General features: G+C 49.5%; 15 protein-coding genes. 9 read left to right on the top strand and 6 right to left on the bottom strand.

Features of this window, described 5'->3' with window-relative positions; translation table 11 throughout:
• Positions 1 to 47: 47 nt before the first annotated feature.
• Positions 48 to 506: a hypothetical protein gene (locus HAV38_RS03350; protein ID WP_209216666.1), complete on the top strand. Its 459-nt coding sequence runs from the start codon at positions 48 to 50 to the stop codon at positions 504 to 506.
• 153 nt (positions 507 to 659) lie between these two features.
• On the opposite strand, the gene pgeF is transcribed toward HAV38_RS03350, so the two are convergent.
• Both pgeF and HAV38_RS03340 read right to left on the bottom strand, forming a co-directional pair.
• The gene (gene pgeF / locus HAV38_RS03345; protein WP_168052395.1) at positions 660 to 1,448 is read right to left on the bottom strand and encodes a peptidoglycan editing factor PgeF; all 789 of its coding nucleotides are present in this window, start codon (positions 1,446 to 1,448) and stop codon (positions 660 to 662) included.
• Positions 1,449 to 1,678: 230 nt separating this feature from the next.
• Positions 1,679 to 2,722 carry an RluA family pseudouridine synthase gene (locus HAV38_RS03340; RefSeq protein ID WP_168052393.1) on the bottom strand — a complete coding sequence of 348 codons (1,044 nt, stop codon included), beginning with the start codon at positions 2,720 to 2,722 and terminating at the stop codon, positions 1,679 to 1,681.
• 45 nt (positions 2,723 to 2,767) lie between these two features.
• On the opposite strand from HAV38_RS03340, the gene HAV38_RS03335 reads away from it, so the two are divergent.
• From HAV38_RS03335 to HAV38_RS03320, 4 genes are all read left to right on the top strand, one after another.
• Positions 2,768 to 3,568: an outer membrane protein assembly factor BamD gene (locus HAV38_RS03335; RefSeq protein WP_168052391.1), complete on the top strand. Its 801-nt coding sequence runs from the start codon at positions 2,768 to 2,770 to the stop codon at positions 3,566 to 3,568.
• A 373-nt stretch (positions 3,569 to 3,941) separates the two neighbouring features.
• The gene (locus HAV38_RS03330; RefSeq protein WP_168052390.1) at positions 3,942 to 4,673 is read left to right on the top strand and encodes an SDR family oxidoreductase; all 732 of its coding nucleotides are present in this window, start codon (positions 3,942 to 3,944) and stop codon (positions 4,671 to 4,673) included.
• Positions 4,674 to 4,979: 306 nt separating this feature from the next.
• Positions 4,980 to 5,411, top strand: coding sequence for a MerR family transcriptional regulator (locus HAV38_RS03325; protein ID WP_168052388.1), 432 nt, complete (start codon positions 4,980 to 4,982; stop codon positions 5,409 to 5,411).
• Positions 5,398 to 6,435 (top strand): aldo/keto reductase, encoded by a 1,038-nt coding sequence (locus HAV38_RS03320; RefSeq protein WP_245182170.1) that lies wholly within the window; start codon positions 5,398 to 5,400, stop codon positions 6,433 to 6,435. The genes HAV38_RS03325 and HAV38_RS03320 overlap by 14 nt, the downstream gene beginning before the upstream one ends.
• A gap of 112 nt (positions 6,436 to 6,547) precedes the next feature.
• On the opposite strand, the gene HAV38_RS03315 is transcribed toward HAV38_RS03320, so the two are convergent.
• From HAV38_RS03315 to dinB, 4 genes are all read right to left on the bottom strand, one after another.
• A complete protein-coding gene (locus HAV38_RS03315; RefSeq protein ID WP_168052386.1) occupies positions 6,548 to 7,585 on the bottom strand; it encodes a glycosyltransferase family 4 protein in 1,038 nt (345 codons plus the stop codon).
• Complete coding sequence (locus HAV38_RS03310) at positions 7,567 to 8,427, bottom strand: UDP-2,3-diacylglucosamine diphosphatase (protein WP_168052384.1); 861 nt, start codon at positions 8,425 to 8,427, stop codon at positions 7,567 to 7,569. The genes HAV38_RS03315 and HAV38_RS03310 overlap by 19 nt, the downstream gene beginning before the upstream one ends.
• Positions 8,424 to 9,191 (bottom strand): GNAT family N-acetyltransferase, encoded by a 768-nt coding sequence (locus HAV38_RS03305; protein WP_168052382.1) that lies wholly within the window; start codon positions 9,189 to 9,191, stop codon positions 8,424 to 8,426. The genes HAV38_RS03310 and HAV38_RS03305 overlap by 4 nt, the downstream gene beginning before the upstream one ends.
• Positions 9,192 to 9,473: 282 nt before the next feature.
• A complete protein-coding gene (dinB, locus tag HAV38_RS03300) occupies positions 9,474 to 10,664 on the bottom strand; it encodes a DNA polymerase IV (protein WP_168052380.1) in 1,191 nt (396 codons plus the stop codon).
• Positions 10,665 to 11,478: 814 nt separating this feature from the next.
• Here dinB and HAV38_RS03295 point away from each other — a divergent pair.
• From HAV38_RS03295 to HAV38_RS03280, 4 genes are read left to right on the top strand one after another with little or no spacing between them, the layout of a single operon-like run.
• Positions 11,479 to 12,318, top strand: coding sequence for an agglutinin biogenesis protein MshI (locus tag HAV38_RS03295; protein WP_245182169.1), 840 nt, complete (start codon positions 11,479 to 11,481; stop codon positions 12,316 to 12,318).
• The gene (locus HAV38_RS03290) at positions 12,315 to 13,085 is read left to right on the top strand and encodes a PilN domain-containing protein (RefSeq protein ID WP_168052378.1); all 771 of its coding nucleotides are present in this window, start codon (positions 12,315 to 12,317) and stop codon (positions 13,083 to 13,085) included. The genes HAV38_RS03295 and HAV38_RS03290 overlap by 4 nt, the downstream gene beginning before the upstream one ends.
• A 59-nt stretch (positions 13,086 to 13,144) precedes the next feature.
• Complete coding sequence (locus HAV38_RS03285; protein ID WP_168052376.1) at positions 13,145 to 13,804, top strand: MSHA biogenesis protein MshJ; 660 nt, start codon at positions 13,145 to 13,147, stop codon at positions 13,802 to 13,804.
• Positions 13,801 to 14,205: a hypothetical protein gene (locus tag HAV38_RS03280; protein ID WP_184013363.1), complete on the top strand. Its 405-nt coding sequence runs from the start codon at positions 13,801 to 13,803 to the stop codon at positions 14,203 to 14,205. The genes HAV38_RS03285 and HAV38_RS03280 overlap by 4 nt, the downstream gene beginning before the upstream one ends.
• Positions 14,206 to 14,252: the final 47 nt, after the last annotated feature.

The raw sequence follows: 14,252 nt of genomic DNA, 5'->3' as shown, positions 1-14,252 counted from the left end.
AGCTTAGGTGCTTGCGATAACAATGCAGGGTCGAAGGCAGGGAATTTTTGAGTATTCATGCGGGTACCGGTGATTTCGCGTATTGTGCTGGATTGTCAGGGGTTAGATTTTCTTATTATATGTATATAGTCGCCATTGCCTGGATTTACGTCGTGCTCATGATGTCCATTACCGAACGAACAGCGGTCGCAGGTGTAATGACCTTTCTGTTCTATGGAGTAATTCCTTTGACAATAGTTTTATACCTGATGGGCACGCCTCAACGCAAGCGAAATCGACATAGAGCGGAACAAGTTAAGGGGATGCTTACGGCGAAGGATGCCACGATGCAATTTAACGACGAGTTAGTCGAATCAAATCGGGAATCGAGTCAAGCATCAAATCAAGATTCAGAACAAAAAACAGATCAAAAAATCGATTCCACGTTACTCACTGAACCCGCACTCGTCGAACCAGCGCTGCAACCGAAACAACAGCCTGATACAGAAACTATAGGGAAGAAATAGGCGCCATACAAAATATTTACCCAAACGGACTTCCAAACACAGTAACGCTGGAAAGCGCTGAGTCAGGGCTAAAAGTTACACACCGACATTAATCATGCCCGCGTCTGCCTCACCTGAAAATAGCAAAGTGAGACGATCGTAAACCGGTGCATGCTACTTCAACCATATTAGCGAGGCCATACGTCCAGTCACCTTGTCACGTCGAAATGAATAGAACTGCCGGTCGCTGACGGTACAAGCCCCTCCGCCGGAAACGCGATGTACGCTTACTTCACTCAAAACAGTTCGGGCGAGATGGTAGATATCCGCGAGATATTTAACGGCGTTACCTGAGAGCCCCACGATCGGTACGAAAGCAGCGTCAATCTGTGCCAACACCGTCGCCGATGCTAGCCGCTCCCGTGCGCTGCTTATAAAGGCCGCCCGTACGTCTTCACCGACCTCAAAATGTTGCGGCCCGATTGCCGGACCCAGCCAGGCCAATATCTCGCCCGCGCCAGCATCCCGCATGCACGCTACGGTTTGCTCGAGTACACCGCCCACCAGTCCCCGCCAACCGGCATGCGCTGCGCCCACTACGCGACCTGCGACGTCACAAAACAAAACAGGCAAACAGTCGGCAGTCATGATCGCGCAAACCACACCTGCACGCGTCGCGATGGCGGCGTCGGCATCCACCACATTCAAGGCTTTTGCAGCATCGACCACCCGCACTCCGTGAACCTGCGTCATCCATAACGGTTCGGCTGGTATATAGGGTGACAATAACCCCCGATTATGGGCAACATCCGCGGGATTATCTCCCACATGGTCACCCAGATTTAGTCCGCCGCCGCCCTCACCGTTATCGTAAGGGGGAAGACTGACGCCGCCGTGGCGAGTAGTAATCATAGCGCCGACATTCACAGGGGCATCGGTCCATGCGGGGATAATCAGTTTCATAAGATACGTCATAAATGTTTTACGCTAACGCGTCTTAGCGTCAGATGATGCGTAATTTAATTGCTTGAATAAAGTGTGGATTTGAAGTTTGAAGTTGAAGTTTAAATGTGACGTTTGAATGGGACGCTAGAACAGGAAGCTAAATGTAAAGCACTAGCGAAGCACGTGGGTACAGCGATCATGTACCCACGCGACACGCTGCAGGCTATACGCCTACAAATCGTTACACTCTATTCCGGGGCAGAAATACCCGAGCGCTCAATCAAATCAGCAAAATCGGCTGGGAGCGGCGTAAACCACTCACACTCATCTCCAGTTGAGGGATGGTTCAATCCAAGCCGCGTAGCCTGCAAAGCCTGGCGCGGGAACGCTGGCATCAAGTGCTGTTTGCCATATAACGTATCGCCGACCAAAGCAAAACCAATCGACAACATGTGTACACGAATTTGGTGCGTGCGCCCAGTCTCCAACTGGCAGCGCATCAGACTGACCGGACGCCCATCCAAAAGACCGCTTTGCAATCGCTCATAATGCGTGACAGCAGTTTTGGCGCTCAGACTTTCCGATACTGCCATCTTGATGCGATCGCGCGGGTGACGCGCCATTGCGGCATCGATAGTGCCATTCAGCTGCGGCGTGCCCCACACCAAAGCCAGATATTGGCGCTTAACCGTCCGTGCAGCCAATTGGCGGACCAAATCGGTTTGGGACTCTAACGTCTTGGCAACCACCATCAAGCCACTGGTATCTTTATCGAGTCGATGAACGATACCGGCGCGCGGCACGCCACCCAGTTCTGGCCAGCGAAACAGCAAGCCGTTTAAAAGTGTTCCAGACCAGTTTCCTGCCGCCGGATGCACGACCAGTCCCGCCGGCTTGTCGATCACAATAATATCGTCGTCTTCGTAAATGACCGAAAGCGTCATTTCTTCCGGCGTATAAGCGTGCTCATCTGGCGCTGGTTGCGGCAGAACAATCACCGTCTCGTCGCCAAACGCTATCATTTTGGTCGTGGCAACTTTGCCATCAACACTAACATGCCCCGCCTCCATCCATTGCTGAATGCGGCTACGCGAATACTGGGGAATCTGACTGGAAATTACTTTATCCAGTCGGGTTCCGCATACTTGCGGGGTCAACACCAATACGATAGGTGCAGCTGTATTTACCGCTGCATCAATTTCTTCGTTATCATCGATATCGGCTTCAAATTCTGCTTCCGTAGGGTTTTCAGCCAAATTTGGCTTTGTAAATGACGTCACTGCAAGTCCCATCGGCTATAATCCATCAATTGTTTACACGCATTCTTGCGAACCACCATGCAAAAAAAACTCTCCACACTAGCTGCTGTCGCATTCGCCCTCTCATTATCGGCATGTGGCCTCCTGCCCGACAAGGTCGATGAGACCGCAAACTGGTCTGCCCCCAAATTATACTCGGAGGCGAAGGATGAAATGAATAGTGGTGGTTACGATAAAGCAATTTCATATTTTGAAAAGCTCGAATCACGCTTTCCGTTCGGCACTTACGCGCAACAGGCCCAGATTGATATTGCTTACGCGCACTATCGGCAAGGCGACCAGCCGGAAGCACTCGCGGCGATTGACCGCTTTGTAAAATTGCATCCAAATCATCCAAATGTAGACTACATGTACTACTTGCGCGGTCTGGTTAATTTTAATGACAAAGTCAGTATTTTCGATTTTCTGTCCAAAGAAGACGCTACCGAGCGTGATCCAAAAGCAGCACGTGACGCTTTTGATGCATTTAAACAGGTTGTAACACGCTTCCCGGATAGTAGCTATGCGCCGGATTCGCTGGTGCGCATGAAATATCTGGTTAACGCGATGGCGCAATATGATGTGCACGTTGCCAATTATTACTTACGTCGTGGCGCCTATGTGGCGGCAGCAAATCGTGCCCAGAATGCAGTCACTGAGTACCGTGACGCCCCCGCCGTACAAGAAGCACTCTACATAATGGTACGCGCATACGACGCGCTGGGTATGAAAGAATTACGTGATGACGCCGCACGAATTCTGCAAAAAAATTATCCGGATAGCATCTATTATCGCGGTGGACCGATTAAAGCAGATAAGCCTTGGTGGAGAATCTGGTAGATTTTCAGCGTTAAACCATCAAAAGCCTCGCGATGCGAGGCTTTTTTATGATCGGACGGCTGTTAAAATTTTAGCGCTGGTAATAACAGGCGTAGTCGTTGGTAAAATAATTGCATTGAATAAATTAGTGAAAGAGTGAATTCGCCCCGCCCTATTCGCTGGCTTTATGGCCCATACAGGTAGAGAATCTTCAATAGGACCGGTTTATTTTTGACCCGACTGTTTAACGTTCAGTCCACTTCATCCCGTGGTGGAAATAATTCAGTTTACTACGGTAGACGAACTGCACCCGCAATACGTTTTGAGCCCAATAAAAAAGCGAAACACTAATTGACGTAAAATTGGTTGCCTCATATCAATCATTAGGAATTTTATGAAAATGCAAGACCTTACAGGTAAAGTCGCGGTTGTGACCGGCGCGTCGAGCGGTATTGGAGAGGCTGCTGCGCGCCTTTTGGTTCAAGAGGGAATGCACGTTGTCCTCGTCGCACGTCGTCGCCAACGTCTGGAGGCGCTAGCTGCAGAATTAGGTGATGCAGCATCTATCGTCGAAGCTGACGTCGCCGATACCGTGCAGGTACGGGCACTGTTTGACTTTATAGGCGAAAAATTTGGCGGGCTTGATTTACTTTTCAATAACGCAGGCTTGGGTATTCATGCGCCATTTGAAACCAGCCAGCCAGACGATTGGAAAAAAATGATCGATGCAAACTTATACGGGGTGTTAAATTGTACGCAGGCAGCGATCCCGCATTTGCGCGGTCGCGAAGGTGCAATGATCTGCTCAGTGTCGAGCGTTGGCGGTCGTTATGGTGTTGCCAACTGGTCGGTCTATAGCGCCACCAAATACGCTGTAGTCGGCTTTCACGATGCGCTGCGCAAGGAACTTGGACCAGAGCATATTCGCGTAACGGTCATTGAACCGGGTGCAGTATGGACAGAGTTTGGTGACAATGTGAGCACCGCGTTGAATGAGAGGCGCGAGCAACTTAATGCATTAACCTCCGAAAACATCGCGCAAGCGCTGGTCTATGCGTTTGCGCAGCCCGGCAACGTGTTAGTCGAAGAAATTTTGATACGGCCGGTTTTGCAGGTCGCTCCTTAATGTGTTATTGAGCCAAGCGTTGTGACAGGACGCGGGATATTGCCATTAAATTTACCTGCCATTTTTCGGAAAAGTAGCAAAAAGTATGGGACAGTTACCCGCGGTTCCGAAGCTAAATAGTTATTCGCTCCCGCGCTCCGGTTAACGATTTAAGCTACTTGGCGCTTTCTTAGCTTTTCTGCGCCGCTCCGGCTGCTTCTCTACCATCCCAGACCCGGCATCCCACTATTAACTTAGCATTCAAGGCGGGAAAAATGACGGAACGCGCTTGACTTAGAGCGCACTCTAACATTTACACTCGATACCATGACATCTTCCCTGACGATTCAACAAGCTGCAGCGGCAACCGGATTAACCGCGCATACGCTGCGCTATTACGAGCGCGTCGGTTTGATCGATCCGATACCCCGCCAGGATAATAAGCACCGGCTTTACCGCGACGAAGATATTGTCTGGATCGGCTTCCTGCTTAAACTCAGATCCACCGGTTTGCCGATACGAAAAATGTTGCGCTACGCAGAGTTGCGCAGGATGGGGAACCAACAGGAAAGCGTGTCTGAACGCAAGGCGTTACTTGAGCAGCACACATTGTCACTGGAAGCGACGCTGGCGGACTTGCAAAGCAATTTGACGGTTATGTACAAAAAAATCGCTATGTATGCCGCTATTGAAACTACTTACAGTGCGCAACCCGTGATTAACACTTTAGTTAAGGAGCATCAACATGAGCACAACTAATACCATGACTAACAATGCGACAAACGACAACCCGATGACCAGGCGCCAATTAGGTACTAACGGCCCTACTGTGTCGGCCATCGGTCTAGGTTGCATGGGAATGAGTGACTTTTATGCAAATCGTGATGACGTGGAATCAATCGCAACCATCCATCGGGCGCTTGAGCTAGGCATTAATTACCTCGATACCGCCGATATGTACGGTCCGTACACGAACGAAGAACTTATCGCCAAGGCAATCAAGGGCAAACGCGATCAAGTTTTTATCGCGACCAAATTCGGCTTCGTACGCGATAGCACAGACGTCAACGCGCGCGGAATTAACGGCAGTCCAGAATATATCCGCCATGCTGTCGAGGGCAGTCTTAAGCGCCTTCAGGTAGAGACGATTGATCTTTACTATCAACATCGCATCGATCCAAATACACCGATCGAAGATACCATAGGCACCTTGGCCGATCTGGTAAAGGCCGGAAAAATACGCTATATCGGTTTATCCGAAGCGTCTTCAGAAACGCTGGAACGCGCCCATAAAACCCATCCCATTACGGCGCTCCAAAGTGAGTATTCTCTGTGGACCCGAGATCCGGAACAGGGCGTGCTGGCGACCTGCCGCAAACTCGGTATTGGATTTGTGCCCTACAGTCCGTTGGGACGAGGATTTTTGACTGGCGCGATTACCGGTCCAGAGCAATTTGCCGAAGATGATTATCGCCGCAACAGTCCGCGCTTCCAAGGCGAAAATTTTGCCAAAAATCTATTGCTGGTAGATAAAGTACAAGAACTCGCGACACGCAACGGCTGTACACCGGGACAACTGGCTTTGGCCTGGGTGTTGGCGCAAGGCAACGATATCGTGCCGATCCCGGGTACTAAACGGCGCTCTTATCTGGAAGAAAATGTGAAGGCGGTCAGTATTGTTTTAAGCCAGGGCGAGTTGGCGGAGCTTGACGCGATCTTTCCGTTCGGCGTGGCAAGCGGTACGCGTTATGTGGAAAGCAGCATGAAAATGCTTAACGGATAAACCCGCCTCTTTTTGCCGGAAAGGGACGCTGTGGAGTTGATCCCAACTGATCTTTGGCGAGAAGTCTGCATAGCGCGAACCGTGCGAGGGTTCGCGCTATGCTTCCAAAATTTCATGCGATAGATGAACGGACCCAGCGATTTGCTTTTATCGGTTCAATGCGATACAGGCTTTGCAAAAACTGCTGGGTCGCGCGTTCCCATGAATAGGTCAGCGCATGCGCGCGGATCTTGTCGCGATCCAATCGCAGCGCATTCATGCAAGCGCGCGCAAGATCAAGTTCCAGACTTCCTGAGTAACCGTCCGCCACCACATCAATCGGACCGCATACCGGATATGCTGCTACCGGTACCCCACAGGCCATCGCCTCCAGCATGACTAAACCGAACGTGTCGGTATGACTAGGGAACACCAGAACGTCCGCACAATTGTAATAAGCGCTTAGTTCCTCATGGGATTTGCTACCCAAAAAATGCGCATCCGGATAACCTTGCTGTAGTTCTTCGCGCAACGGGCCATCGCCCACTATCCATTTGCTACCCGGCAGCTTGGCATTTAAAAATGCCGCAATGTTTTTCTCAACGGCCACCCTTCCTACGTACAAAAACAAAGGTCCTTTGATGCAGGAACGATCCTGTTCAGTCGGATGGAACCTCTCGGTGTCAACCCCACGCCCCCATAGCACCAAATGACGAAATCCACGCTTCTTAAGCGCTTCTAATACGTGAGGCGTAGGCACCATCACGGCTTTCGATGGACCATGAAACCAGCGCAGCCAGCGGTAGGTAAGTGCCAACGGTAGCATTGAGCGGGCACTCAGATACTCAGGAAAACGTGTGTGGTACGCAGTGGTAAACCCGATACCGTGACGCAAACAAAAGCGCCGGGCGGCCAGCCCCATCGGGCCTTCGGTCGATATGTGTATGCAATCCGCCTCAAAATCGCGCAACGCGGTTGCGACACGCGCATAAGGTTTGTAGGCGAGTCGAATTTCCGGATAAGTGGGACAAGCAAATGTAGCGGTACCGTCCGGAGTGACCAACAATACCTCGTGACCGGCGTTGCGCAAACAGCGACAGGTTTCCCGCAACGTATTGACGACCCCGTTAATCTGGGACAAAGAGGCATCCGTTATAAGGGCGATGCGCATAGTTCTCCTATTTTAGTAGTCACTATCGTGTTCTTCTGCCCCACGATTTCTTGCCAGGTGACTATGCGCAGGGCACCGCTAGCGTCCTCCACCAAAGCGGTCAGGCTCTCGACCCAATCGCCATCGTTGCAATAAATAATCCCGTTGATGTTGCGCATCTCGGGCTTATGGATATGTCCGCAAATGACGCCATCGAGCCCTTTCTTTGCCGCTTCTGCTGCTAAAGCATTCTCAAATGAGGAAATATAATTTACCGCATTTTTTACTTTAAGCTTTAAATATTGCGACAAAGACCAATACGGCAAGCCAGCACGCGCACGCCACCCATTGAACCACTGATTAAATTTCAGAATCACCGTATATAAACTGTCACCGACATAAGCCAACCATTTTGCGCAAGAGATGACGCCATCGAAGCGATCTCCATGCAGCACCAGAAAGCGCTTGCCCTCTGCTGTCGTGTGAATCAATTCATCGCGTATCTTGATACCGCCAAAATCAAGATCGATGAATTGTCGAATCGCCTCGTCGTGATTACCCGGAACAAATATAACTTCAGTCCCCTTACGGGCTTTTTTCAATACCGTCTGTACGACGTTGTTATGGGTCTGATCCCAATACCAGCGCCGCTTCAATTGCCAGCCGTCGATAATATCGCCCACCAGATACAGCGTGTCCGACTCAGTTGCGCGTAAAAACTCAAGCAGGCGCGCTGCCTGACAGCCGGTCGTGCCGAGATGTACGTCAGAAATCCAGATAGTGCGGAAGCGGATCGGTTCGCGTTTGACAGATGTTCCCGCGCCAGCAAAGCCGCTGTTCAAAAAACGCTCATCTGGCTTCATGGAGGACTCGATTCTGTTCGATAATGACGCGCATAACGACTGTCAAGTCTGGCTAGAGGTAAAAGCAGAAAAAAGTCCGCAGAATGAAAGTCGGGATCCCAGGCCGGATCGCCGCACACCCACGCACCACTCCGCAGATATCCCTTTAAAAGGGGTGGCATAACCGGCACGTGTCCGGCCTCTCGCTCGTGCACCGGGAACGGCGTATGTGGCCTGACACGATATTCGGCAGGTGAGAGACTTTCCTGATCTAGCGCGTGGTACAGAGCCGCCGCATTGTGACCGCCGTCGGCAAGGCTCACGCTGACACATCCCATTAAATAGTCGCAGCGCTCACGCCGCATGTATGCTGCTAATCCAGCCCACAAAAGCATGATGACGCTGCCGCTGCGATAGTCGGGATGAATGCAGGCGCGCCCCGCTTCCGCAAGACGGCCGCGCAAATGATCCAGGCGGCCAAGATCGAACTCCTTTTCAGAATAGTACGATCCCATCCTTCGCGAAGCGTGTGGACTCATCACCCGGTAGGTCCCCACCACGCGTAAAGTCTTGTTATCGCGAACAATCAAATGATCACAGTAAGCGTCAAACGCATCAATATCGAGACCATCTGGATTGACCAATGCAGACAAATTAAATGCCTCAATAAAAACCTTGTAGCGCAAACGTTGCACTTCGCGGACTTCTTCCTGCGTGGTGGCGATGCTAACGGTTAATTTGGGAGCAACCGGGTTGGCGTCGCGGGGAACGGTCAGTAATCGCATGCATCGTCCTTCTCAAATTTTGACAAGGCCAGATTAACGACGGATTACTTCAAGAAAATGACAGATATGTGTCGGTTTGATGACCTGGCAACAGCTTTCCGCAGACTCGGGCGAAGAGGTTGGGCGGTTGGGAGGTTAAAATAGCGAATACAATCGGCGTGGTATTTCAAAAATTCACAGAATTTTTTTACAGCGCTGAACCGTAACGGGATAGTCGAACCCATGTTTTTTGCATTGTAGCCAATGCTGGCAAGAGGCGTGCTGGAGCATTGCGCGATTCAGCTAAACCGAATCCGCATCTGTTGCGAACAAATCACCTTGCAACGATGGTTGCGATGTTGTTCGCGTATCTTTTTTCTCTAACGTGCTGACGCGCACGCCCAGTAGTCGCAGTTTTTGATGAAATGTGACACGCCGGAGGCATTCCCCCGCCGCGCGACGGATGGCGTTTGCATCGTCCGTTGACATTGGCAGCGTCACATCGCGGGTCACCGCGCTAAAGTCGGTAAACCGCAGCTTGATACCGACCGTGCGTCCGATATAACCTTTGCGTTGCAAATCGCTAGCCAGACGTTCACACAATTTTTTAAAAATTTCATAGAGCGTCGTGCGATCTGTCGTCGCGTGCAGGTCACGCTCAAAAGTTGTTTCACGACTAATCGATTTTGGCTCGGAATGCGTCACAACCGGCCGATCATCAATTCCGTGGGCCACGTTGTGCAGCCACGCGCCGTAACTGCTTCCGAATGTATCCTGCAATGCACCCGGATCGGCCTTGGCTAACTCCGCAATTGTGCGGATGTTTAACTGTTCTAATTTCTCGGCTGCCTTCGGACCGATTCCATTTATCTTACGCACGGACAACGGCCAAATGCGTATTTCCAGATCGGCCTCGGTCAGTATTGTTAAGCCGTTCGGCTTTTCCAGATCGGAACATATCTTTGCAAGCAGTTTATTCGACGCCACGCCGATAGAACAAGAAAGCCCAGTGGCATCGGTCACCGCTTTTTTAATGCGCGCTGCGACGATATGGATAGGCTCACTCTGATCGCTGAGATCAATATAAATTTCATCAATACCGCGATCTTCAATATGCGGCGTGATGCTGGCAACCGCTGCCTTAAACAATCTTGAGTAGTGTCGATAGGCGTCAAAGTCGGTCGGCAGCAACACGGCGTCCGGTGCCAGTTTGGCTGCCTTCATAATCCCCATTGCAGAAAAGATACCTAATGCCCGGGCCTCATAGGTTGACGTCGTAATGACGCCGCGACCAATGTAATGACGCAAAGTGGCATAACTGCGGCTACCATCGGCCAATACAACCGGCTGATGATCCGATCCCCCGCCAATTGCTACCGCCTGGCCGCGCAATTCGGGATAGCGTAATAATTCAACCGAAGCGTAAAAGGCATCCATATCCAGATGGGCCACATAACGTGGCTGGACCCGGACTTTAGAGGAAAATTCAGACATGATTGGCAATATATTTTATCTAAGCCGCCACACCAACCGCTGGTGCGGCGCGCTCGTGCTGGTGTAATGCATGCTGCTGTAATTCATGCTTGCCATGGTATATGCGCATCTGTGAAGCGGGCCATGAAATAGTCCAAAACGACATTATCGAGCAGATTATCAACACTTGACCGAACCAACGCCTTATGTGACACCAATTCCGTAGCGTAACGCAAACCAGCATTAAACCGGTTAAAGGCCGGGACATCTACGTTCCTTGCGCGACTTGCCGCCTTTCGTGCACGGTATTCCCATCCCCTCAGAAGATTCAGAGCCACGGCCCATGGTATCGCACATCGGCATAAGCATTGTCACGCAAACGCGGCACAATACCTTAAAAAGCCTGGGCGATTGTCCGTTGTATGAGACAGTCGAGGCAATAAAGAGAAATTAAACGTTCTTGCTGAAATTGATCATCTTTATATTGCGATCGCACTAACAGCCCTCGCCATTAAAAATAAAACAAAATCAAACAAGCTGCGACTTCTACCATAAATGCGCCTTAAGGAACCACACTGAAACAAAATATTTAACATATGTGAACAATTAAGGCTGTGAAAATATTGCATTTTAAAAAGTAGCGAGTAAATGCGATACAGTCTCTAATTAACACTGAAGGGTTAAATGTATGTGTTTTTTTGATGCATACAATCAAAGGTAATCTGTGAATTTATTCAATTTTAAAAAAATAAGACTCGGAAGGATGGCGATCGGTTGTCACGAAGATGGTATTCATGTAGTGCATATGAAGAAAAACGGGACAAGCAAACCCCGGGTGGAATTAATTTCCTTATATCGCTGTGATAAAACGGCACTTCAAAGTACTTTACATAAAGCAGCGCAAGACTTAAGCCTCCATCGTTATCAATGCCTCCATTTGCTGAATATCGGAGAATATCAATTACTCTCGATAGACCCGCTAAATGTACCGCCCGAAGAACTTAAAAAAGCAGTCCGATGGCGTCTGAAAGACATGCTGGATTATCATGTCGATGACGCTACCATAGACGTACTGGCTATCCCGCTCGATAAAAGTGGACCGTTGCATAACAATGCATTGTTTGCGGTGGTCGTTCGCAATAAGTTAATTGAACAACGCCAGCAACTGTTCGAGGGTGCCAATATTGCGTTGCGCGTTATTGATATTCCAGAGATGGCACAACGCAACATCGCCGCCCTTATTGAGCCGGAAGGCCATGCTGTCGCATTGCTATCTTTTAATACTGAGGGGGGGTTAGTTACCATTACGTTCGGCGGCGAGCTTTACCTTTCACGACGAATGGATACGACAATCACGCACTTACAGCGCGCTGACAAAAGCCAGCTTGAGCTGATTCATGAACGGATCACGCTGGATTTGCAGCGGTCACTGGATCATTTTGAGCGGCAATATCACTCTCTTTCACTATCAAAGCTGGTACTTTCACCCATGGGAGCTGAAGGCGCTGCGCTTGAAAATTATCTCTCGACCAACTTGTACATCCCGGTGGAGATATTAAATCTGGATACCATTCTGGATTTTTCCAAAGTGCCGACCCTTAACGATACTGAAAATCAACAGCGTTATTTCATAACACTCGGTGCGGCATTGCGCATTGATGAGAAAAAGTTATGAGCCAACAGATTAATCTTTTTAATCCGCTATTTTTAAAGCAGAAAAAATATTTTTCTGCGGTAGCGATGGTGCAGGCTCTAGGTTTGATACTTCTCGGCGCACTCTGTATTTCAACGTTTTCAGATTACGAATTCTCTAGTATTCGCAACGACGAAGTAACCTCAACAGCACAAGTAAACGTGGTGCAGGCTGAGCTGACCAAGGTTAGTGCGCAATACGTACCCAATCAAAAAGATCAACTATTGGCGGATCGCATCACTAAAGCAAATCTTGAGATCAAGTTCTTGCAACAGGCGTCGGAGACGCTTAACCGCGGTGATTTTGGTAATACGCTGGGATACTCGGCCTACCTGCTGGCATTTTCGCGTCAAATCGTGGATGGGGTGTGGCTGAGCGGTTTTAGTATTGTTGGCGCAGGTGCGGAAATGGATTTGCGCGGTCTGGCGTTACGTCCGGAATTGGTCCCGACATATATCGACAAGCTTAAAAACGAACCCATCATGCAAGGAAAAACTTTTTCCACACTCGAAATGCATATCCCCTCAAAGATAGCGGGCGATACCACGGGTTTGGCGAATGCACCGTCAGTCGCACCCTATTTTGCGTTTGATCTTCGGTCATCGGGCCTATCGAAAGAAAAAGCCATCACGCCGGTCGCCGCCCCTCCTACCGTCTCGCCGAGTATGACCACGCCTGGCGCTTCCGCTCCCCCCGATGGAAGCGCTATAAAGAAACCTGCGGAAACAGGCGGAGTAAAGCGGCAATGAAACAATATCTACAACAGGTGATCCTAAAAATTGATGGCAAGAGTCTGCGCGAACGCGCCATGATCTTTATCGGTGTGCTTTTCATTATTATATTGTTGCTTAATGCATTTTTATTTGGGCCGCAATTTGATAGACAAAAGAAAATGTCCCTGCACATTCAGACAAATCAGGCAAAAATTGCGCTCATGCAGACTACCATTCAGGAGAAAGTAAGAGCCCGGGCTTTTGATCCAAATATTTCGGATAATGCGTTATTAAAAAAATTGCAGGAGCAATCGCTACAGCTCCGTTCTGAATTGCTAGGATTAAACAATGTTCTGGTGAAACCTGAGAACATGACCTCACTTTTGCAAGATATTTTGAAACGTAATGGAGCGTTACGTTTAATCTCTCTCAATACTTTGCCTGTCACCAGCTTGACCCCTGCTGGGTCGAATGAAGTCAAAGATCCCGCGGATAAAACCCGCGTCGCGGAGGTTACCAAAGCGGTAGCGCCAGCGTCCGCTACACAGACCAGCGGCGGCGTTTATAAGCACAGCGTAGAAATAGTCGTACAAGGGACCTATCCCGATATGGTGCGATACATGTCAACGCTGGAAGCCCTGCCCTGGCAAATTTTTTGGGGCAAAGCGACCATGCAAACAAATACTTATCCCGAGGCCACATTCAATCTCACTTTATTCACTTTAAGCCTCGATGAAAAATGGTTGAATCTATGACAACATTCATCAAAAATACCGCCTTGACTATGGCTGCGGCAGGCGTTTTTTGCACAGCGTGGACATCGTTTGCAGACGCGCAAATAATGTCCGATCCCACGCGGCCTCCAGACGTAATCAATGCAGCGCCGGGCGATCCTGTGGTAACGGCCGGTCCCGTTTTGCAATCGGTACTTATTTCAAACAATAGCAAAATCGCGATTATTAGCGGCCAGACGGTAAAGTTAAACCAAAAATTCGGTGAATTTCATCTGGTTCGCATTAGTGAGACGGAAGCCATTTTACAAAACGGAAAAGCGCAGCTGTTACTCAAACTTTTCCCTGATATAAAAAAACAGTCTATCAATAAAAATACCGAAAAATTACCACCGCAAAATGTACAAATTAAGACAGTACCTTAAGCAAAGCATACCGAAGAAAACAGAGCACATTGCCGCTCGACCGATTT

This window comes from Glaciimonas immobilis (assembly GCF_011947285.1).
GTDB lineage: Bacteria > Pseudomonadota > Gammaproteobacteria > Burkholderiales > Burkholderiaceae_D > Glaciimonas > Glaciimonas immobilis.
Note: the sequence above shows the minus strand (reverse complement) of the source record. Positions and strands in the feature narration are given on the sequence as shown.